Annotated in this window: 16 protein-coding genes and 1 pseudogene; 7 read left to right on the top strand and 10 right to left on the bottom strand. The window is 68.3% G+C overall.

The window, feature by feature from the left end:
• Positions 1 to 6: 6 nt before the first annotated feature.
• Together ACWPN8_RS05515 and ACWPN8_RS05510 are read right to left on the bottom strand one after the other, a co-directional pair.
• Positions 7 to 258, bottom strand: a complete 252-nt coding sequence (locus ACWPN8_RS05515; RefSeq protein ID WP_247873215.1) for a formate dehydrogenase — start codon at positions 256 to 258, stop codon at positions 7 to 9.
• Between the two features lie 17 nt (positions 259 to 275).
• Positions 276 to 902 carry a TorD/DmsD family molecular chaperone gene (locus ACWPN8_RS05510; protein ID WP_492240130.1) on the bottom strand — a complete coding sequence of 209 codons (627 nt, stop codon included), beginning with the start codon at positions 900 to 902 and terminating at the stop codon, positions 276 to 278.
• A gap of 712 nt (positions 903 to 1,614) precedes the next feature.
• Between ACWPN8_RS05510 and ACWPN8_RS05505 the strand changes: the two genes are divergently transcribed.
• On the top strand, positions 1,615 to 2,814 hold the full coding sequence (locus tag ACWPN8_RS05505; protein WP_492240129.1) for an IS256 family transposase: 1,200 nt from the start codon (positions 1,615 to 1,617) through the stop codon (positions 2,812 to 2,814).
• Here the strand turns inward: ACWPN8_RS05505 and ACWPN8_RS05500 are convergent.
• The 5 genes and pseudogenes from ACWPN8_RS05500 to fdhD all read right to left on the bottom strand — a co-directional run bounded on the left by ACWPN8_RS05500 (position 2,742) and on the right by fdhD (position 6,278).
• Positions 2,742 to 3,664 (bottom strand): annotated as a pseudogene (locus tag ACWPN8_RS05500) (IS5 family transposase). The gene ACWPN8_RS05505 and the pseudogene ACWPN8_RS05500 sit on opposite strands and share 73 nt — an antisense overlap.
• A gap of 53 nt (positions 3,665 to 3,717) precedes the next feature.
• Positions 3,718 to 4,266 (bottom strand): DUF3306 domain-containing protein, encoded by a 549-nt coding sequence (locus ACWPN8_RS05495; RefSeq protein ID WP_492240128.1) that lies wholly within the window; start codon positions 4,264 to 4,266, stop codon positions 3,718 to 3,720.
• Positions 4,263 to 4,772 carry a DUF3305 domain-containing protein gene (locus ACWPN8_RS05490; RefSeq protein WP_492240127.1) on the bottom strand — a complete coding sequence of 170 codons (510 nt, stop codon included), beginning with the start codon at positions 4,770 to 4,772 and terminating at the stop codon, positions 4,263 to 4,265. Before ACWPN8_RS05490 ends, ACWPN8_RS05495 begins: the two co-directional genes overlap by 4 nt.
• Complete coding sequence (gene mobA, locus ACWPN8_RS05485) at positions 4,769 to 5,407, bottom strand: molybdenum cofactor guanylyltransferase MobA (protein WP_492240126.1); 639 nt, start codon at positions 5,405 to 5,407, stop codon at positions 4,769 to 4,771. Before mobA ends, ACWPN8_RS05490 begins: the two co-directional genes overlap by 4 nt.
• Complete coding sequence (gene fdhD, locus ACWPN8_RS05480) at positions 5,397 to 6,278, bottom strand: formate dehydrogenase accessory sulfurtransferase FdhD (protein ID WP_109453151.1); 882 nt, start codon at positions 6,276 to 6,278, stop codon at positions 5,397 to 5,399. The genes mobA and fdhD overlap by 11 nt, the downstream gene beginning before the upstream one ends.
• Positions 6,279 to 6,364: 86 nt before the next feature.
• Between fdhD and ACWPN8_RS05475 the strand changes: the two genes are divergently transcribed.
• From ACWPN8_RS05475 to ACWPN8_RS05455, 5 genes are all read left to right on the top strand, one after another.
• Positions 6,365 to 7,066 carry an ABC transporter permease gene (locus ACWPN8_RS05475; RefSeq protein WP_492240125.1) on the top strand — a complete coding sequence of 234 codons (702 nt, stop codon included), beginning with the start codon at positions 6,365 to 6,367 and terminating at the stop codon, positions 7,064 to 7,066.
• 100 nt (positions 7,067 to 7,166) lie between these two features.
• The gene (locus tag ACWPN8_RS05470) at positions 7,167 to 8,018 is read left to right on the top strand and encodes an ABC transporter substrate-binding protein (protein ID WP_492240124.1); all 852 of its coding nucleotides are present in this window, start codon (positions 7,167 to 7,169) and stop codon (positions 8,016 to 8,018) included.
• Positions 8,019 to 8,190: 172 nt separating this feature from the next.
• The gene (locus ACWPN8_RS05465) at positions 8,191 to 10,245 is read left to right on the top strand and encodes a 4Fe-4S dicluster domain-containing protein (RefSeq protein ID WP_492240123.1); all 2,055 of its coding nucleotides are present in this window, start codon (positions 8,191 to 8,193) and stop codon (positions 10,243 to 10,245) included.
• Positions 10,246 to 10,378: 133 nt separating this feature from the next.
• The gene (moaA, locus tag ACWPN8_RS05460; protein WP_109450573.1) at positions 10,379 to 11,419 is read left to right on the top strand and encodes a GTP 3',8-cyclase MoaA; all 1,041 of its coding nucleotides are present in this window, start codon (positions 10,379 to 10,381) and stop codon (positions 11,417 to 11,419) included.
• Between the two features lie 49 nt (positions 11,420 to 11,468).
• Entirely contained in the window at positions 11,469 to 12,581 is a 1,113-nt protein-coding gene (locus ACWPN8_RS05455; protein WP_492240122.1) for a CaiB/BaiF CoA transferase family protein, read from the top strand.
• A gap of 3 nt (positions 12,582 to 12,584) precedes the next feature.
• Here ACWPN8_RS05455 and ACWPN8_RS05450 read toward each other — a convergent pair whose 3' ends face one another.
• Both ACWPN8_RS05450 and ACWPN8_RS05445 read right to left on the bottom strand, forming a co-directional pair.
• Positions 12,585 to 13,748, bottom strand: a complete 1,164-nt coding sequence (locus tag ACWPN8_RS05450; protein WP_109450577.1) for a GNAT family N-acetyltransferase — start codon at positions 13,746 to 13,748, stop codon at positions 12,585 to 12,587.
• A 107-nt stretch (positions 13,749 to 13,855) separates the two neighbouring features.
• Positions 13,856 to 14,323 carry a RidA family protein gene (locus ACWPN8_RS05445; RefSeq protein ID WP_492240121.1) on the bottom strand — a complete coding sequence of 156 codons (468 nt, stop codon included), beginning with the start codon at positions 14,321 to 14,323 and terminating at the stop codon, positions 13,856 to 13,858.
• 367 nt (positions 14,324 to 14,690) lie between these two features.
• Between ACWPN8_RS05445 and ACWPN8_RS05440 the strand changes: the two genes are divergently transcribed.
• On the top strand, positions 14,691 to 16,553 hold the full coding sequence (locus ACWPN8_RS05440) for a flagellin N-terminal helical domain-containing protein (RefSeq protein ID WP_492240120.1): 1,863 nt from the start codon (positions 14,691 to 14,693) through the stop codon (positions 16,551 to 16,553).
• Between the two features lie 90 nt (positions 16,554 to 16,643).
• Here ACWPN8_RS05440 and ACWPN8_RS05435 read toward each other — a convergent pair whose 3' ends face one another.
• Positions 16,644 to 18,293 (bottom strand): S10 family peptidase, encoded by a 1,650-nt coding sequence (locus ACWPN8_RS05435; protein WP_492240119.1) that lies wholly within the window; start codon positions 18,291 to 18,293, stop codon positions 16,644 to 16,646.
• Positions 18,294 to 18,310 lie beyond the last annotated feature (17 nt).

Here is an 18,310-nt window from a genome sequence, read left to right as displayed (position 1 = left end):
TTCCTCTTAGAAGCGGCTGACTTCGTAGACCTTCCGGACATGGTCGGTCTCGCGGTAGCCCGTGGAGGTCGTCTCTGCCGGCGCGGCCTCGGCCGTTCCGCCGGTGGCGGTCACGCCGGCCGCGACGGCGCCCAGCGCGCCGACACCGAGCCCGGCGGCGCGGAACAGGTCGCGCCGGGCGAGACCCTTGTCCGTGCCCTGCGTATCCTTGCCCTGTTTGACTGCTTCATCCGTGGCTTTGACCGCGTTCCGCGTCATGGCTTCGCTCCTCACCTTTACGCCGCAAGGTCGAAGGCGCGCGCCTCGACCGCCAGAAAACTCCGTCCGACCGCACCGACCGCCCGATAGAAGCGGGCCGACGGCGAGGTCTCCAAATCCGCAAAGAACCGCCCGGCCCAGGAGCCGACGTGACGGTCGAAAAAGGCCCGCTGCCCGTCGAGACCGACGGTGTCGCCGTCCTCCGGCGCGAACTCGCCGCCGATCAGGCCGGCCATCATCTCGCACAGGGCGGCGATGTGGTCTTCCGGCTCCGTCACGCCGTCGGCCCGCGCGATGCCCAGCCGCGCCATGGCGACGCGCAGCTCCGCCAAAGGCTTCTCGTTCAGGAAACCGGTCAGGTAGAAGGATCCGTAGGGGGTGCGCTCGCTGCCGCCGACGCCGATGAAGAGGGTGGTGAACTCTTCCTCCACCGCCGCCGGGTCACTGTCGCGTGCCGCTTCGGCCAGACGGTCGAGGGCCGCGCCGAACTCGCCGCCCTCTCCCGCCAGCCCGCCCAGCGCGGTCAGGAACGCCGCATCGGGCGCACGCGCGAGCAGGCGCGCCAGCAGGGCATAGACCTGCGCGCGGAACAGCTCTTCCTCCGCCACCGCGGGGGGGACGATGTGATCGACGGCGCTGGACACGTGCCGCAAACTCCTCCCGGAAACGCAAGACAGGGGCGTCGGCGTCCGCGGTCCTACCGCGCGCCGTTCCTGGAACCGACCCTTGCACCCCTTTTGATGCACCTGCGAAAAGCTGTTGCCTTACAGTGGCTTAGCAATCCACAGACTGACAATAGAAGGACTGAACCTATCCTTTTGTCAACCAAGGACGCGCCCGGAAGTGGAAACAAATAAATCTTTGTCGAGGCGCTATGCTTGCGGCAACAGAGCGCCCCTTTGTTTTGAGGGGGTCTGTGCCGGCGCGACGATCCGTCGCATTCCGGGAGTGAATTTGCGAGGGAGATTGGCGGTCGGGGCAAGCCCCCTCCCCCCGGGGGAGAGGGGGATGCGTGGGGCGGATGAAGCGGGTGATGGAAGCTGTGCGCGGATTGAGAGGGCCTCGCCGTGCGTCCCCCTCACCCTAGGTCCTGTCTGACGGCCTACTGACGCGCAGGCATCGCTGGATCATGGCGAGCCTGATGAAGGTCATGTAGTTGACGGCAAGCTTGTCATGTCGCGTGGCAACGGATCGGTCACGTCCCAGAGCGTGGTGTAGGAACTGTGGGTAAGCGGCCCGCCGAAGCGCCTTCACATGGCTGGCGTAGGCGGGCCGGTTCCCCACAGCGGGGCGGTCATCGTGGATCTTCGGTAGAGTCTGGTCACCACACCTCAACCCGACCGAAGGATGACCACGATGACCGACGAGATGATGGCGCTTCGCGCGCTGCTGGAGAAGAGCCCTGACGCCGACGTTCTGCGCGAGATGATCGGTTTCGCGGCCGAGCGGCTGATGGAGTTGGAGGTGCAGGGCCTGACTGGTGCTGCCCACGGCGAGCGCTCCGCCGAGCGGCTGGTCCAGCGCAACGGCTACCGCGAGCGCGACTGGGAAACCCGCGCCGGCACCGTCGAGCTGCGCATCCCAAAACTGCGCAAGGGTTCGTACTTCCCCGGTTTCCTGGAGCCGCGCCGGATGGCCGAGAAGGCGCTGACCGCGGTGATCCAGGAAGCCTACGTGCACGGCATCTCGACGCGCTCGGTGGACGACCTGGTCAAGGCGCTCGGCATGGGCGGCATCTCCAAGAGCCAGGTCAGCCGGCTGTGCGAAGAGATCGACGAGCGGGTGAAGACCTTCCTGGAGCGCCCCATCGAAGGCGACTGGCCGTACCTGTGGATTGACGCCACCTATGTGAAGGTCCGCCAGAATGGCCGCATCGTCTCGGTCGCCGTCACCATCGCGGTGGCGGTGAACACCGATGGCCGGCGCGAGGTGCTGGGCATGGACATCGGCGCCTCGGAGGCGGAGACCTTCTGGATCGACTTCCTGCGTAAGCTCAAGCGCCGCGGCTTGGCCGGCGTGAAGCTGGTGATCTCCGACGCCCACGAGGGCATCAAGGCCGCCGTGTCCAAGGTGTTCCGCGCCACGTGGCAGCGCTGTCGGGTGCATTTCATGCGCAACGTGCTGGCGCATGCCGGCCGGAGCGGCCGGCGCGTGGTGTCGGCCTTCATTGCCACGGCGTTTGCCCAGGACGACGCCGGCGCCGCCAAGGCGCAGTGGCGCCAAGTCGCCGATCAGGTCCGCCCCAAGCTGCCGAAGCTGGCCGCCCTGCTCGACGAGGCCGAGGACGACGTGCTGGCCTTCATGACCTTCCCCAAGGAGCACCGCGCCAAGATCCACAGCACGAACCCACTGGAACGCCTGAACGGCGAGATCAAGCGGCGCACCGAGGTGGTCGGCATCTTTCCCAACGAGGCGGCGATCACCCGGTTGATCGGTGCCATCCTGCTCGAACAGAACGACGAATGGGCGGTGCAGCGGGCGCGTTACATGACCCTGGAAACCATCGCCCCGCTGCGCGATGATCTTGCCCTCACGTTGCCCGCTGCGGCCGCGTGACCGTCCCGGCCAGAACTGCCGGAGACCAGATGAGCGCCCCGGCTCCTACACCACGCCTCGGGACACGACCCAACGGATCGGCATCCTTTGAGCCATCCGATGCCACGCTCGACGACGTTTCGTCGCCGGTATGCCTCCCGATCGAACCGAGGCGGCCTGCCGCGGTGGGTTCGCCTGCGTTCGTCCTTGCGCATGGCAATGACCGGTTCGATGTGGCGGCGTCGCAGGTACTGACGAAAGCGATTGGCGCTGTAGCCCTTGTCGCCAGCCAGCTTTCGAGGCTTGGTGCGTCGGCGCCCTCGGCGGGTGGGCAAGCTGACCGCCTCCAAGGCGGCGACGGCGAAGGAGATTTCCTGAAGCTGACCTGCGCTCAGCACGGCGGCCAGCGGCAGGCCGTTGCCATCGGTCACCAAATGGATTTTGGTCCCGAAGCCCCCGCGGGAGCGGCCGAGTGCGTGGTCGGCCGGCTCGTCCGAGCCCCCCTTTTTCCGCCCCCAGCCGCCGAGCGACTGGCCCGGATGCTGGTGCCGTCGATGCACCAGAGGTCCACATCGATCCGACCATCCGCATCAAGCTGCAAGCGCAGCCGGTCGAGGATCCGCTCGAACAGCCCGTCGCAACGCCATCGCACAAAGCGTTCGTAGATCGTCTGCCAGGGGCCGTAGCGTTCGGGAATGTCCCGCCATTGGGCGCCGGTGTTCAGCTTCCACATCAGCCCATCAACCACTTGACGGTGATCCCGCCACACACCGCCACCTCGCGGATTCGACCGCGGCATCAAATCCGCGATCCGATCCCACTGCGCATCGCTCAGTTCGTAGCGTCGCAGCCCTGTCGCATCGTAAGCCATCAAACTGACCTTGGGCTCTAAACCACAACGTCAATAGGCTCGTCAGACAGGACCTAACCCTCTCCCCGGGGGGGAGAGGGGATTGGCGGTGGGGGAGTGGGGGTGTCGCTTACCTCGGCAACCTCGGCGTCAGTCGCGGGCGGAGCCTCAAGGACGCCCTCCGCCTCCTCGTCCAGCGTGTCGAGGAAGCCCTTGCCGACGCGGTAGAGGGTCTTCACCGGCACCCCGCCGGTGAACAGGCTGGCATAGTCGTCGGCGTAGTCCTTCAACCCGTCGTCGTTGGCGTAGATCGGGTCGGAGGTCCACAGCTTGCGCATGGCCTGGCGGTGCAGATCCTCCGGCACCTCGGCCCGCAGGAAGGGGGTGAAGTCGGACTCGCCGGTCAGGTCCTCGACCGGCGGCAGATCCTTCAGCGGATCGTCGGCCTCGGCGTCCGGCTGGACGGTGCCGGCCGCGCCGTCCTCCGATAGGGCAACGGGAAGCTCCGCATCCTCCTCCACCGGCGGAACAACGGCCGGCGGCACCTCCACCGGGGCCGGCTCCGGCCTGACCGCCGTGCGTTTCAGGCGCGACCAGCGCGACAGGAAGGCTTCGTCGCTCACCGCCGCCCCTCCTCCTTCTCGAAGTGGCGCTTGCGCTCGCGCTTGTGGAAGGGGACGTCGACATGGTGCTGCTCGACGAAGTCGCGGACCAGCGCGATCACCTCCGACGGCATCGGCACCGTCTCCACCACATCGGCCCCGATCTGGTACCCCTCCCCTTCATGGGCCGACGCCGTGACCGTGAAGGGCACCAGTTCCTCTCCGTCTCCGCCGGGACGCATCACCACCCACAGGCGCGGCGGGTCCTGCGACAGGTTCAGGCGGTAGCCCTCGGTGTCGGTGCGGAACAGTTCCAGCGTCAGGGTGGCGGCGTGGCTGTGGCTCCAGCCCTCCCCCTCCATCAGCAGGCGGCCGGGCGGCTCGACCGGGCCGGCGCCGGGGATGACCGAAACCGGGCGCCAGCTCCAATCGGCCCAGGCGGTGACGCCGCGGCGGCGCTCCACCACGATGCCCAGCGGCATGGTCTCGATGCGTTCCAGGGCTTGGGTGAGGGGCTTGTCCGTCATGACGCATGTCCCGACGCCAGCAGGCGTTCCGCCTCGGCCAGATCCTCCGGCCGGTTGGTGTTGAAGAAGGGATCCACAGGATCGATGGCAAAGTCGGCGACGGCCAGCTGGTAGCGGGTGGTCCAGGCATCGACCTTGCGCATGCCCTCCTCCACCATGGCCCGGCGCAGGTCGCCGGCCAGACGGATCGGCCACAGCCCGAAGACCGGATGGTCCTGCCCGCCCGACCGGGCACAGGCGAGGTCGGCGCCCTCATGCTCCAGCGCCGCCACCATGCGGGTGACGAGATCGCGCGGGATGAAGGGCGCGTCGGTGGCGAAGCTGGCGACCCAGGCGATGCCGGGGGCGGTGCCGCGCATCCACTCCATGCCGGTCAGCACCCCGGCGAGCGGGCCGGCATAACCCTCCACCACATCGGCGGCGACCGGCAAATGGAGATGGGCGAAGCGCGCCGGGTCGCCGTTGGCGTTCAGCACCAGCGGCCCGACCTGCGGCCGGACGGTGGCGACGATGCGCTCCAGGATGCTGCGGTCGCCCAGCGGGCGCAGGCACTTGTCGCCGCCGCCCATCCGGCGCGACAGGCCACCGGCCAGCAGAACGCCGCCAATGTCGGGATGGGTTGAGTTAGTCGTCATCGCGGCTTCCCTTGCGTCCATGCCGGCGATCCTCATCGTCGGCTCCCGCGGCATCGGTGTCGAACACCAGCCGGTCGGTGCCGGCCAGCGCGATGAAACGCCTGCCTTTGGCCCGGCCGACCAGCGTCAGGTTGGCCTGCCGCGCCAGCTGCACGCCCCAGGCGGTGAAGCCGGAGCGGGAGACCAGGATCGGAATGCCCATCTGCACCGTCTTGATTACCATCTCGGAGGTCAGGCGGCCGGTGGTGTAGAAAATCTTGTCCGAAGCGGAAATGCCGTTCAGGTGCATGTAGCCGGCAACCTTGTCCACCGCATTGTGCCGGCCGACATCCTCCATGTAGACCAGCGGCCGGTCCTCCTGGCACAGCACGCTGCCATGGATGGCGCCAGCCTCCAGATAGAGGCTGGGCTGCAGGTTGATCTGCTTGGACAGCGCATAGATCCACGAGGTGCGGAGACGCACATCGGCCGGCAGGCTGACAGCCTCGAAGGTCTCCATCACGTCGCCGAAGGCCGTGCCCTGGGCGCAGCCGGAGGTCAGCGTCTTCTTCTTCAGCTTGGACTCGTAATCGGTCGCGCGCTCGGTGCGGACGACGACGGTGTCGGTCTCCTCGTCCACGTCGATGCCGGTGATGCGGTCGTCGCGCCGCAGCATGTTCTGGTTCAGCAGATAGCCGACGGCCAGACAGTCGGGATAGTCGCCGATCGTCATCATGGTGACGATCTCCTGGCCGTTCAGGTACAGGGTCAGCGGCCGCTCGACCGTCACGGCGGTCTCGATCCCGCGGCCGTCCTGGTCCAGGCCGCGGACACGCTCGGTCAGCTTGGGATTCGCCGGGTCCGGCGCTATGGTGAAGGTCTTCAGGCTCATGGTCGGGCTCATGCGCGCGAGTGTGGGCGAGCGGCGTCCGTCGGACAAGCCCTCGCCGAAATGATTCGAACAGTGATTTGGACTTCATGCAGGATTTTTCCCAAGCCCTGGCCGTGGCTTTTTCCATGATCCTGTCGATGGACGACGCACTGATGCGGATCATCGGCCTGTCCTTGCGGGTCAGCCTGTCCGCCGTCGCCATCGCCACGCTGATCGGCCTGCCGCTGGGGGCCGCCGTCGCGGCGCTCAACTTTCCCGGCCGCCGCGCCGTCGCCGTCGCGCTGAACACCATGATGGGGCTGCCGCCGGTGGTGGTCGGTCTGGTGGTCTATCTGCTGCTGTCGCGCTCCGGCCCGTTCGGGGTGCTGGGGCTGCTGTTCACGCCGACGGCGATGATCGTCGCCCAGACGGTGATGATCGTGCCCATCGTCGCGTCGCTCGCCCGCCAGACGGTGGAGGATCTGCTGGTCGAATATGACGATTTGCTGCGCGTCACCGGAGCGAGCCCCTTGAGGCGCCTGACCACCCTGCTGGCGGAGGCGCGCTGGAGCCTCGTCACCACCGTGCTGGCCGGTTTCGGCCGCGCCTCGGCGGAGGTCGGGGCAGTGATGATCGTCGGCGGCAACATCGAGCAGGTCACCCGCGTCATGACCACCGCCATCGCGCTGGAGACCAGCAAGGGCGACCTGCCGATGGCGCTGGGGCTGGGATTGGTGCTGATGACCCTGTCGCTGGCGGTGAACCTCACCGCATCGCTGCTGAAGGAGACGGCGGCCCGACCGGCCTGAGGCCCTGCCCTGGATTGGAAAAGATCGGCCGAGCCTTTGCACCCGCGTCCAGACTGCGCTATGTCAGCGAAGCAACAACGATGCGGGGGGAATTGTAAGAATGCTGCGCCGTTCATTCGTGCTGGGCTTTGCCGCCGCCGTGACCGTGGCCGGTCTGGTCCAGGTCGCCACCCCGTCGGCAGCATCGGCCGCCGACCGCTTCATCACCGTGGCCTCCACCACCTCGACCGAGGATTCCGGCCTGTTCGGCTCGCTCCTGCCTAAATTCACCGCCAAGACCGGCATCGAGGTGCGGGTCGTCGCCAAGGGAACCGGCCAAGCCATCGACCTCGCCAAGCGCGGCGACGCCGACGTGCTGTTCGTCCACCACAAGCCGTCGGAGGACAAGTTCGTCGCAGAGGGCTTCGCCACCGTGCGCAGGCCGGTGATGTACAACGACTTCGTCATCGTCGGCCCGTCCAGCGACCCGGCCGGCGTCAAGGGCAGCAGGGACGTCGCCCAGTCCCTGTCGAAGATCGCCGGGGCCAAGGCGCCCTTCGTGTCGCGCGGCGACGACAGCGGCACGCACAAGGCCGAACTGTCCTTGTGGAAGACCGCCAACCTCGACCCGGCGAAGGCGGATGGCGGCTGGTACCGCTCCATCGGCCAGGGCATGGGGCCGACGCTGAACACCGCCGCCGCGATGAACGGCTATGCCCTGACCGACCGCGGAACCTGGCTGAACTTCAAGAACCGCGGCCCGCTGACGGTTCTGGTCGAGGGCGACAAGCGCCTGTTCAACCAGTATGGCGTGATGCTGGTCAACCCGGCCAAGTTCGCCCACGTCAAGGCGGCCGACGGCCAGGCCTTCGTCGACTGGCTGGTCTCCGCCGAAGGGCAGAAGGCCATCGCCGACTACCAGATCAACGGCGAGCAGCTGTTCTTCCCGAACGCCAACGAACCGGGGGCGTAAGGAGCGGCGGGTTCCTGCGATCCTGCCGTCCGGAAGGGTCGCGGGAACCGTCCAGCCAGCGTTTGTCCGGATCGCCCCTGACAAGATTCCCATTCCCATCGCCCCGCATTCCCCCATATGAGTGTCCTCAGGCCAGGGGCGTCAGCCCCAAGCGACAGGAGTTTTGGGGACGATGAAGATCGGCGAACGGACGGTGCTCGTCTGCGATTGTGCGCACAGCATCGCGCTGGACGGGACGGCGCTGGGCAAGGCTTGCGGCGACGGCGGCACCCCCACCGTGCACACCCAGCTCTGCCGGGCGCAGCTTGACCGTTTCGAGGCGGCGGTCGCCGCCGGCCAGCCGCTGCTGGTCGCCTGCACCCAGGAAGCACCGCTGTTTGCCGAGATCGCGGCGGAGGTGGCGCCCGACACCTCCCTGACCTTCACCAACATCCGCGAGCGCGCCGGCTGGTCGGACGAGGGTGCCCAGGCGCTGCCGAAGATCGCGGGCCTGCTGGCCGAGGCTGCCCTGCCGATCCCGGCCACCGGTGCGCTGACCCTGACCTCCCAGGGCACCTGCCTGGTCTATGGCAACGACGAGCGCGCCATCGAGGCCGGCCGGGAACTGGCCAAGCGGCTGGACGTCACCGTTCTGCTGACCAGTGCCAAGGACATCCCGCCGCCGCCGGTGATGGACGCGGCGATCTTCCGCGGCCGCATCCGCAGCGCCCGCGGCTGGGTCGGCGCCTTCGAGATCGTGGTGGACGACTACGCCCCGGCCCTGCCCTCCTCCCGCGGTGCGCTGGGGTTCGAGCCGGTGCGGCAGGGGGCGTCGGCCCGCTGCGACCTGATCCTCGATTTGACCGGCGGCACGCCGCTGTTCCCCGACCACAAGCGCCGCGACGGCTATCTGCGGCCCGATCCCAACAGCCCGGCACAGGTCGCCAAGGCGCTGCTGGACATCGCCGATCTGGTCGGCGAGTTCGAGAAGCCGCGCTTCGTCGACTTCAAGGCCGATCTCTGCGCCCATTCGCGCAGCCGCAAGACCGGCTGCACCCGCTGCCTCGATGTCTGCCCGACCGGGGCGATCACGCCGAACGGCGACCATGTCGCCATCGACCCGCATGTCTGCGCCGGTTGCGGATCCTGCGCCGCAGTCTGCCCGACCGGTGCTGCGACCTACGCCCTGCCGCCGGCCGCGACCGTCTATGAGAGGCTGCGCACGCTGCTGGCCACCTACCGCAAGGCCGGCGGCGCAGCGCCCGCACTGCTGATCCACGATCCGCGCCATGGCGATGCGCTGGTCGGCATGATGGCGCGGCATGGCCGCGGCCTGCCGGCCCGCGTGCTGCCCTTCGCGCTGAACGAGGTGACGCAGGTCGGCTTCGACCTGTTCGCCCTGGCGCTGGCCTATGGCTGCACCCATGTCCGCCTGCTGACCGGACCGGAAAACGACGGCGAGACCGCCGGCCTCGCCTCGCAGATCGGGCTGGCGGAGGCCGCCTTCAGCGGCCTCGGCTACGGCTCCGGCCGGGTGGCGGTGATCGACGCCGCCGATCCCGACGCGGTGGCGGACGAGCTGTGGGCCCTGCCGGCCGACGCGGTCGAGGCGGGGATGTTCCTGCCGATGGGGCCGAAGCGCACGGTCACCATGCTGGCGCTGCGCCATCTGCACAAGACCGCTCCGGCCCCGGTGGAGGTTCTGCCGCTGCCGCCGGGCGCGCCCTTCGGCCGGGTTTCGGTGGCTGTCGAAGGCTGCACGCTGTGCCTGTCCTGCGTCGGGGCCTGCCCGACCGGGGCGCTGCTCGACAATGCCGACAAGCCGATGCTGTCCTTCGCCCAGGACGCCTGCGTGCAGTGCGGCCTGTGCAAGACCACCTGCCCGGAGAAGGTCATCTCCCTGGTGCCGGAGATCGACTTCCGAGACCAGGCCCGCGGTGCCGCCGTGGTGAAGGAAGAGGAACCCTTCTGCTGCGTGTCCTGCGGCAAGCCCTTCGCCACCAGATCCTCCATCGAGAAGATCGTGACGACGCTGGCGGGCAAGCACTGGATGTTCGCCACGCCGGAGGCCGCCAACCGCATCCGCATGTGCGAGGACTGCCGCGTCCGCGACCAGTTCGAGCGCGGCAACGAGCCCTTCGCCCTGGGTCAGCGGCCGGTGCCGCGCACCACCGACGACGACCTGCGCGAACGCGAGGAAGCCGAGCGGGCGGCACAACCGGCGGCGGTGCGGCAAAAGCTGATGTGACGCCGAGACCTCTTGATCGCCGTCAAAGTCGGCATACCGTGATGTGGAATACGCTCCCGTCACCGTTGCACATGGTGCGTGTGACGAACATATACTGTGGTGGCCCGTCAGCGGCCGCCCCTGGAGTCCAGCGATGACCAAGCTCGTGTCCGAAACCTCGCCGTCAGGCGCCCTCGCTCCGCTGGTCGATCCGTTCGGCCGCAAGGTGGAGTATCTGCGCGTGTCGGTGACCGACCGCTGCGACCTTCGCTGCGTCTACTGCATGGCCGAGGACATGAGCTTCCTGCCGAAGGCGGAGGTGCTGACGCTGGAGGAGCTGGACCGGCTGTGCAGCGCCTTCGTCAAGCTGGGCACGCGCAAGCTGCGGCTGACCGGCGGCGAACCGCTGGTGCGGCGCGACGTGATGCGGCTGATCCATGCGCTGGGCCGCCACATCAAGTCGGGCGACCTGGACGAGCTGACGCTGACCACCAACGGTACCATGCTGTTCAAGCACGCCGCCGGGCTGTATGAGGCCGGCGTGCGGCGAATCAATGTGTCGCTGGACACGCTCGATCCGCACAAGTTCCAGGCCATCACCCGCTGGGGCAAGCTGGACAAGATCCTGGGCGGCATCCAGGCGGCCAAGGAAGCCGGGCTGAAGATCAAGATCAACACGGTGGCGCTGAAGGGCGTCAACGACGACGAGATCCACCGCATGGTGGCCTGGTGCGGCGAGCAGGGCTTCGACCTGACCTTCATCGAGGTGATGCCGATGGGCGACATCGGCGAGGGTGCCCGGCTCGACCAGTATTGGCCGCTGACCATGCTGAAGGCCGAGTTGCAGACGCGCTGGACCCTGACCGAGAGCGACCACCGCACCGGCGGCCCCGCCCGCTATGTCCGGGTGGAGGAGACCGGCCAGCGCGTCGGCTTCATCACCCCGCTGACCCATAACTTCTGCGAAAGCTGCAACCGTGTGCGGCTGACCTGCACCGGCACGCTCTATATGTGCCTCGGCCAGGAGGACGCCGCCGACCTGCGCACGCCGCTGCGCGTCAGCGACGAGGACGGCCCGCTGATCGACGCGGTGCGCGAGGCGATCACCCGCAAGCCCAAGGGCCACGACTTCATCATCGACCGCCGCCACCAGGGTCCGGCCGTCGGGCGGCACATGAGCGTCACCGGGGGGTAAGGCACCGCCTCACGTGCTTTCCGATCGGCAACCAAGAGCGAGCGCCGCCATGCCCCTGCCCTTCCTGACCGGACTGCGCGTCATCGACCTCGGGCAATATCTGCCCGGCCCCTATGCGGCACAGCTTCTCGGCGACCTGGGCGCCACGGTGGTGAAGGTGGAGCCGCCGGGGGGCGACCCGCTGCGCCGGCTCGGCCCCGCCGACAGCGACGGCACCACCGCCGCCTACAAGCTGCTGAATGCCGGCAAGACAGTCATCCGCATCGACCTGAAATCGGCCGAAGGGCGCGCGGCGCTGGAAGGGCTGCTGGCGAAGGCCGACGCGCTGATCGAAAGCTACCGGCCGGGCGTGATGGACAAGCTGGGGCTTGGGCGGGAAAGGTTGCGGGAGATCAACCCGCGGCTGGTCCATGCCAGCCTGTCGGGCTGGGGCTATGACGGCCCCTATGCGGCGCGGGCCGGGCACGACCTGAACTACATGGCGGTCGGCGGTGGGCTGGACGCCTCCGGACTGCCGGACCGGCCGGTGATCAGCTACCTGCCGGTCGCCGATTTCGCCTCGGCCCAGCAGACGGCGCTGGCGGTGGCCGGCGCGCTGCTGGGGCGGGAGCGGACGGGACAGGGCTGTTTCCTCGACCTGTCGATCATGGAGTCGGTGCTGGGCTGGCAGGGCATGACCCTGACCGCGGCGGCGCGCGGCACCCTGCCGAAGCGCGGCGAGGCGCTGCTGTCGGGCGGCGCCGCCTGCTACCGCATCTACCGCACCGCCGACGGCCGCTTCGTCACCCTGTCGGCGCTGGAGGCCAAGTTCTGGCAGGGCTTCTGCGAGGCGGTCGGCCGTCCCGACTGGATCGCCCGCCAGGACGATCCCCTGCCCCAGACCGCCCTGACGGCCGAGCTGGAGGCGCTGTTCGCCGGCCGGACGCTGGCGGACTGGAAGGCTCTGCTCGATCCGGTCGATTGCTGTTTCGAGGCCCTGCCGGACCTGACGGAGGTCCACGACCATCCGCACATCGCCGCCCGCGGGCAGGTGCGCGTCTCGGCCGGCCCGGAGCCGCTGGTGGAGACGCTGATGGGACTGCGGGTCGACGGCGCCCCGCCGCCGTCCCGCGCGCCTTTGCGGGAAAGCGATGCCGCGGCGGTGCTGGCCGGCTGGGAATAGGCCTCAGCCCTCCCGACGGTAGGGCGACAGTTCCTCGTCCAGCGCGTCGATCTCCGCCTCCACCGCCGGACGTTCCTGCTTGAGATAGCGGTCCACCGCACGGCGGAAGCCAGGGTCGGCGATCCAATGCGCGCTGTAGGTCGGCACCGGCAGATAGCCGCGCTGGATCTTGTGCTCGCCCTGTGCACCGGCCTCGACCCGCGCCAGCCCGCGCTCGATGGCGAAATCCAGCGCACGATAATAGCACGCCTCGAAATGCAGGAAGCGGTAGCTCCCGTCGGAGCCCCAGTTGCGGCCGTACAGCGCATCGTCGCCCAGCAGGTTCAGCGCGCCGGCCACCCACTCCCCGCCATCCTCGCACATCACCAGAACCACCCGGTCGGCCATGGTCCGGCCCAGCAGGTCGAAGAAGCGGCGGTTGAGATAGCCGCCGCCCCATTTGCGGTCGGCGGTCTCCAGATAGAAGCGGTGGAAGGCATCCCAATGCTCCGGCTTCAGGTCGTCGCCGGTCAGGGTGTGCAGCCGCACGCTGCTTTCGGCGACCTCGCGCCGCTCCTTGCGGATCGCCTTGCGCTTGCGGGAGTTCAGCGCCTCCAGGAACTCGTCGAAGCTGCCATAGCCGCGGTTGTGCCAATGGTATTGCACGCCAAGCCGTTGCAGCCACCCGGCCGTGCCCAGCCGGTCCCAATCGGCCCGCTCCGGGAAGGTGACGTGGGCGGAGGAAACGCCATAGCGCTCCGTCACCTGCTCCAGCGCCGCGACCAGCGCATCGGCGACGGCCTCGGACCGCGGCCCGGGCACCACCAGCAGCCGCGGGCCCGGCACCGGGGTGAAGGGAACCGCCACCTGCAGCTTCGGGTAATAGCTGCCGCCCGCCCGCTCGAAGGCATTGGCCCAGGCGTGGTCGAACACATACTCGCCGTAGGAATGGCTTTTCAGATAGGCAGGCACCGCGCCCACCATGCGGCCGGCCCCGTCATAGGCGGCGAGATGGCTGGGCTGCCAGCCGGACTTGCCGCACGCCGACCCCGATTCCTCCAGCGCCAGGAGGAAGGCGTGGGAAAGGAACGGGTTGCCGGGACCGGCGCAGGCGTCCCAGCCCTGCTGGTCCGCCTCGTCGATCCCGGTCAGAACCTTGACGGTGATGGCATCGTTGCCGTCGGGCATGCCTGCGTCTCCTTGAACGATGGCAAGGAGGTAGGCTTCATGCCGCGATACAGCAAGGCACCGCCGCCGTCCTGGCCACCGCCCCGGCGCCCATCGGGCCGCTGCCGTCAGGCCACCTCGATGATCGCATCGACCTCGACCGCGACATTGCCCGGCAGAGACGGGGCGCCGACCGCGGCGCGGGCGTGCTGGCCGGCCTCGCCGAAGACGTCGCGCATAAACTCCGACGCGCCGTTGATGACCAGCGGATGGTCGTGGAAGTCGGGGCCGGAGTTGACGAATCCGCCCAGCCGCAGCACGCGGGTGACGCGGTCAAGGTCGCCGCCCAGCGCGGCCTTGGCCTGGGCCAGGATGTTCAGCGCGCACAGGCGCGCGGCGTCCTTGCCCTGCTCCACCGTGAAGTCCTGGCCGACCTTGCCGACGAACTTGCGCTCGCCGTTCCAGACCGTCACCTGGCCCGAGATGTAGAGGGTGTTGCCCGAACGGGTGTAGGGCACATAGGCGGCCACCGGGGCGGCGGCCTGCGGCAACTCGATGCCCAGCTCCGCCAGGCGTGCGTCGATCCGACCGGTCATGATGCTTCTCCCTTCCCTGCTTTGGCCCATGAAAGGGCCATGCGTTCGATGATTGGGACGTGGTTTGGAGCCCGACCATAGCCCTTGCCGGCGGAGCAGTGGGAAGATTCTTGCCGCCCGGCATCCCGGCAGAACCGTCCGTCATCGGCAAAAGATTCCGGGAAAGTTTTTCGGACGCCCGGCCCGAACCTTTGGGCCCAACCCTGCCCTTTTTGCCGACCTATTTTTATTCCATAGCAAATTCAGCCACTTATGGCACATCCGGGCAGTTGGCACGGCGCTTGAAAGAGTGGTGTCAGGAAAACGCACGTTGCCTCGCCGGTCAAATGACCAGGGGCGGGGACAGCCTCAGAAGGAGACTAGGACCATGGCCGGAAATGTGACCCTGACCGCTTCGATGCGCACCAACCTGCTGCAACTGCAAAGCACGCAGGCCGGTATCGACAAGAAGCAGAACATCCTGTCGACGGGCAACAAGATCAATTCGGCTCTCGATGGTCCCACCTCCTTCTTCTCGGCCAAGGGCCTGAACCAGCGCGCCGGCGACCTGTCCTCGCTGAAGGACGCGATGGGCCAGTCGATCAGCACGATCCAGGCCGCCGACAAGGGCCTGACCTCGATCGACTCGCTGGTCGACCAGGCCAAGGGCCTGACCACCGCCGCCTATGCGGCGCTCGGCAACGACGCCGCCTCCGTCGCCTCCCGCAAGGCGCTGGCCACCCAGTTCAACACGCTGAAGGACCAGATCGACAAGCTGGCCGCCGACAGCGGCTATCAGGGCAAGAACCTGATCAACGGCAACGGCATGAGCATGGACAGCACCAGCGCGTCCCGTGCCGCCGTGAACAGCATGACCGGCGTCGACAACGCCCGCGTCACCAACGTCATCTCGGCCGACACCTACTCGATCCGCGTCAAGGGCGACGGCTCGATCGAAGGCAAGACCGCCGACATCTCCAAGACCGAGAACGCGCACGGCTTCATCGGCCTGAAGCTGTCGGGCACGATGTCCGGCTCGCTGGGCAGCTTCTCCGACGTCCAGATCGAGGTGCGCGGCGCCAACGGCCGTTCCCGCGACTTCATCGTGTCGGATGGCGACGAGAGCCGCACGATCTCCTATTTCGACAACACCCAGACCATCGAAGCGAAGCTGACGACGGCCGCCAAGACCGGTTCGGCGCAGGTGTCGACGGTGAATGTCGGCGGGACCATCGAAGAAGGCGACATCTTCACCATCACGGTGGAAGGACAGTCCTTCAGCTACACCGCCACCAAGGGCGATGTCGCCGTCGGCCAGAACGCTTCGGCCCAGGTGGCCACCCAGCTGCGGGCCTCGATCAGCACGGCCCTGACCGGTACCGGCCGCCTGGTCGGCAAGGACGTCGCCTCCGCAACCGTCACCGCAACCGGCACGATCACCCTCACCGGCAATGCCACGGCCGGCGCGGTGCGAGAAATGACGGTGACGACCAGCGCCACCAACGCGCTGACCAAGAAGATTTCGGAAAGCTTCGCGTCGGGCACCATCGTGTCCTTCACGGTCGACCGCCGCCTGCTGGAATCGGCCAACAACCAGGGCAACGGCGTCTCGGTCATCGAGAAGAAGGTCGACCTGCAAATCCAGGTCACCAACTCCAACGGCGCCCAGGTCACCCGCGACGCCATGAGCGACAAGGGCGACGGCAAGCTGACGGGGGGTGAGCAGTCCTTCAACTTCGACAGCGGCACCGTCCGCATGGAAATCGACGCCAAGACGATCAAGAAGGCGGCCTCGGCCAACTGCTCGGCCAACATCGTCACCAAGCAGATTTCCGACGCCAACACGTCGAACGACATCACGGTCCAGCTGAACGAGCGCAACACGAACGCGATCACGGTGAACGCGGTCAACCTGTCGACCAGCGGCCAGGGCCTGCAGCTGGACGGCGCGCAGAACGGCTGGATGGACCGCGCCGACATCGACAAGGCGGTCGCCGGCCTGGATCACGCCAAGGCGACGATCCGCTCCGCCTCGCAGAACCTGTCGACCAACCTGAACATCATCACGACCCGCGAGACTTTCACCAAGGAGTTCAGCGACGTGCTGACGGAAGGCGCCAGCAAGCTGACGCTGGCCGACCAGAACGAGGAAGGCGCCAGCCTGCTGATGCTGCAGACCCGCCAGCAGCTGGGCACCATCGCCCTCTCGCTCGCCAACCAGTCGCAGCAGTCGATCCTGCGTCTGTTCTGATCCGGCACAGCGATCCGACACATGGAAAGGGGCGCCCCCGCCGGGGCGCCCCTTTCCGTTTCCGGGCTTTCCAACTCCGGCAGGCGCCGGTCACCGCGGGCGCAGGCTCTCCGCGATCAGCGCACGGGCATCGGCCGCCAGCGCGGCGCGGCCCTCGCCCCGCGTGTACATCATGTGGCCGCCGGGATGCACCGTCACCGCGACCCGGCCGCGTTCACCTTCCGGCAGTTCCAGCCTCGACGCCACCCAGCGCGAGGCCATGTAGGGCGTGATCAGGTCGGTGCGGCCATGGACGATCAGCACCCGCAACGCCGGCTGGAGGGTGAGTGCGGTTTGCAGCGCGTCCACCGCGCTCGGCACCGACATGCGCGGCCACTCCCAGTTCCGGTTCACCCGGTCGCTGAGCAGCCGGTAGGGCTGCTCCGTCCCCACCGCCAGCGCATCGTGGGCATAGGCGGCGAAAGCCGTGGTATAGGTCGGCACCGTGCCCTTCAGGAAGGGATCGAACGGCACGCGCGGCGCACCCGGATCGGGATCGGGAGCGGTGAAGGTGCCGTCATAGATGCTGAGGATGCGGCCGCGGTCGCGCAGAAGCTCACGGGTGAAGACACCCATCGGCACGCGCCCGCGCTGGCGCCGCACCGTCTCCACCGGCAGGCCGGTGATGCGCGCCACCTCGGCGAAGACATCCTGCGCCGCATCGAGCCGTCCGTAGTCGAGACCGGCCAGCCCGGTGAGATAGGGACCGAGGGCGAAGCGCTCCGCCGCCTCCGCCGCCTGTTCGGGCGTGCCGGAGGTGCGGCCGAGCGCGGCGGCGGAGGCCGCCATCGACGGCAGCTTCCAGGCCGGGCCGAGGATGCCGTCCTCGTCGATGGCGGCGAAATCGACGACGGGGGAAACCAGGATGAGCCCGTTCACCGCGAGCCCGACCTGATCGATCAGCTCGTCCGCCATCTTCGCGATGCGGAAACCGCCGTAGCTCTCCCCCGCCAGGAAGGTCGGCGACGACCAGCGGCCGTTCCGGGTCAGCCAGAGCCGGACGATCTCGGCCATCGACCGCGCATCGCCGTCCACCGACCAGAAGCGCTTTTCCGTCTCGTCGGGCTTCACCGCGCGGCTGTATCCGGTGCCGACCGGATCGATGAAGACCAGATCGGTGAAGGCCAGCCAGCTGTCGGGATTGTCGACCAGCGGGGCCGGCGGCGGCGGCAGAGCCCCGTCCGGACCGAAGGCGACCACCTTCGGACCGGCGGCACCCAGATGCATGTAGGCCGACGCCGCCCCCGGCCCGCCGTTGAAGACGAAGGTGACCGGGCGCGGACCGGCGGCCGGCGTCTTAAGATCGGCGGTGTAGGTCACCGTGAAGATGCGCGCCGCCAGCTCCTCCCTGGCGCCGTCGCGCAGCGGCAGGAACTCCGCCGTCGCGGTGTAGGCCAACGCACCGCCCGGCAGCGGCAGGCTGTGGCTGGTCACGCTGCGCTGCGAATCGAACCCCCGGAGGTCGTCCGTTTTCACAGCATCGGCCTTTGCGGCTTCTGACTTGCCCCCTTCTGACTTGGCAGCCGTCGATCCGGCGTGCTCCGGCCGGTCCTGCTGGGCGCCCCCATCCGCATCGGCTGCGAACGCCGGCGCCGGAAACAGCAGGGCCGGGAGCAGGGCCATCGCCAGCAGACGCGACAGGCTGCGGTTGCGGCGGGACGTGGGCAGGGACGTGGCCAGGGGCAGGAGCAGGGGCAGCATCGGCAAATCCAGGGCGG

This window comes from Azospirillum sp. UENF 112521 (genome assembly GCF_058780665.1).
This window is presented reverse-complemented; position numbering and strand designations above follow the sequence as displayed.

Bases quoted from the DNA above. Each gene is read 5' to 3' on its own strand.
- ACWPN8_RS05515 (WP_247873215.1), bottom strand. From the start codon at position 258: ATGACGCGGAACGCGGTCAAAGCCACGGATGAAGCAGTCAAACAGGGC.
- ACWPN8_RS05505 (WP_492240129.1), top strand. From the start codon at position 1,615: ATGACCGACGAGATGATGGCGCTTCGCGCGCTGCTGGAGAAGAGCCCT.
- ACWPN8_RS05490 (WP_492240127.1), bottom strand. From the start codon at position 4,772: ATGACGGACAAGCCCCTCACCCAAGCCCTGGAACGCATCGAGACCATG.
- mobA (WP_492240126.1), bottom strand. From the start codon at position 5,407: ATGACGACTAACTCAACCCATCCCGACATTGGCGGCGTTCTGCTGGCC.
- fdhD (WP_109453151.1), bottom strand. From the start codon at position 6,278: ATGAGCCTGAAGACCTTCACCATAGCGCCGGACCCGGCGAATCCCAAG.
- ACWPN8_RS05475 (WP_492240125.1), top strand. From the start codon at position 6,365: ATGCAGGATTTTTCCCAAGCCCTGGCCGTGGCTTTTTCCATGATCCTG.
- ACWPN8_RS05470 (WP_492240124.1), top strand. From the start codon at position 7,167: ATGCTGCGCCGTTCATTCGTGCTGGGCTTTGCCGCCGCCGTGACCGTG.
- ACWPN8_RS05465 (WP_492240123.1), top strand. From the start codon at position 8,191: ATGAAGATCGGCGAACGGACGGTGCTCGTCTGCGATTGTGCGCACAGC.
- moaA (WP_109450573.1), top strand. From the start codon at position 10,379: ATGACCAAGCTCGTGTCCGAAACCTCGCCGTCAGGCGCCCTCGCTCCG.
- ACWPN8_RS05455 (WP_492240122.1), top strand. From the start codon at position 11,469: ATGCCCCTGCCCTTCCTGACCGGACTGCGCGTCATCGACCTCGGGCAA.
- ACWPN8_RS05450 (WP_109450577.1), bottom strand. From the start codon at position 13,748: ATGCCCGACGGCAACGATGCCATCACCGTCAAGGTTCTGACCGGGATC.
- ACWPN8_RS05445 (WP_492240121.1), bottom strand. From the start codon at position 14,323: ATGACCGGTCGGATCGACGCACGCCTGGCGGAGCTGGGCATCGAGTTG.
- ACWPN8_RS05440 (WP_492240120.1), top strand. From the start codon at position 14,691: ATGGCCGGAAATGTGACCCTGACCGCTTCGATGCGCACCAACCTGCTG.
- ACWPN8_RS05435 (WP_492240119.1), bottom strand. From the start codon at position 18,293: ATGCTGCCCCTGCTCCTGCCCCTGGCCACGTCCCTGCCCACGTCCCGC.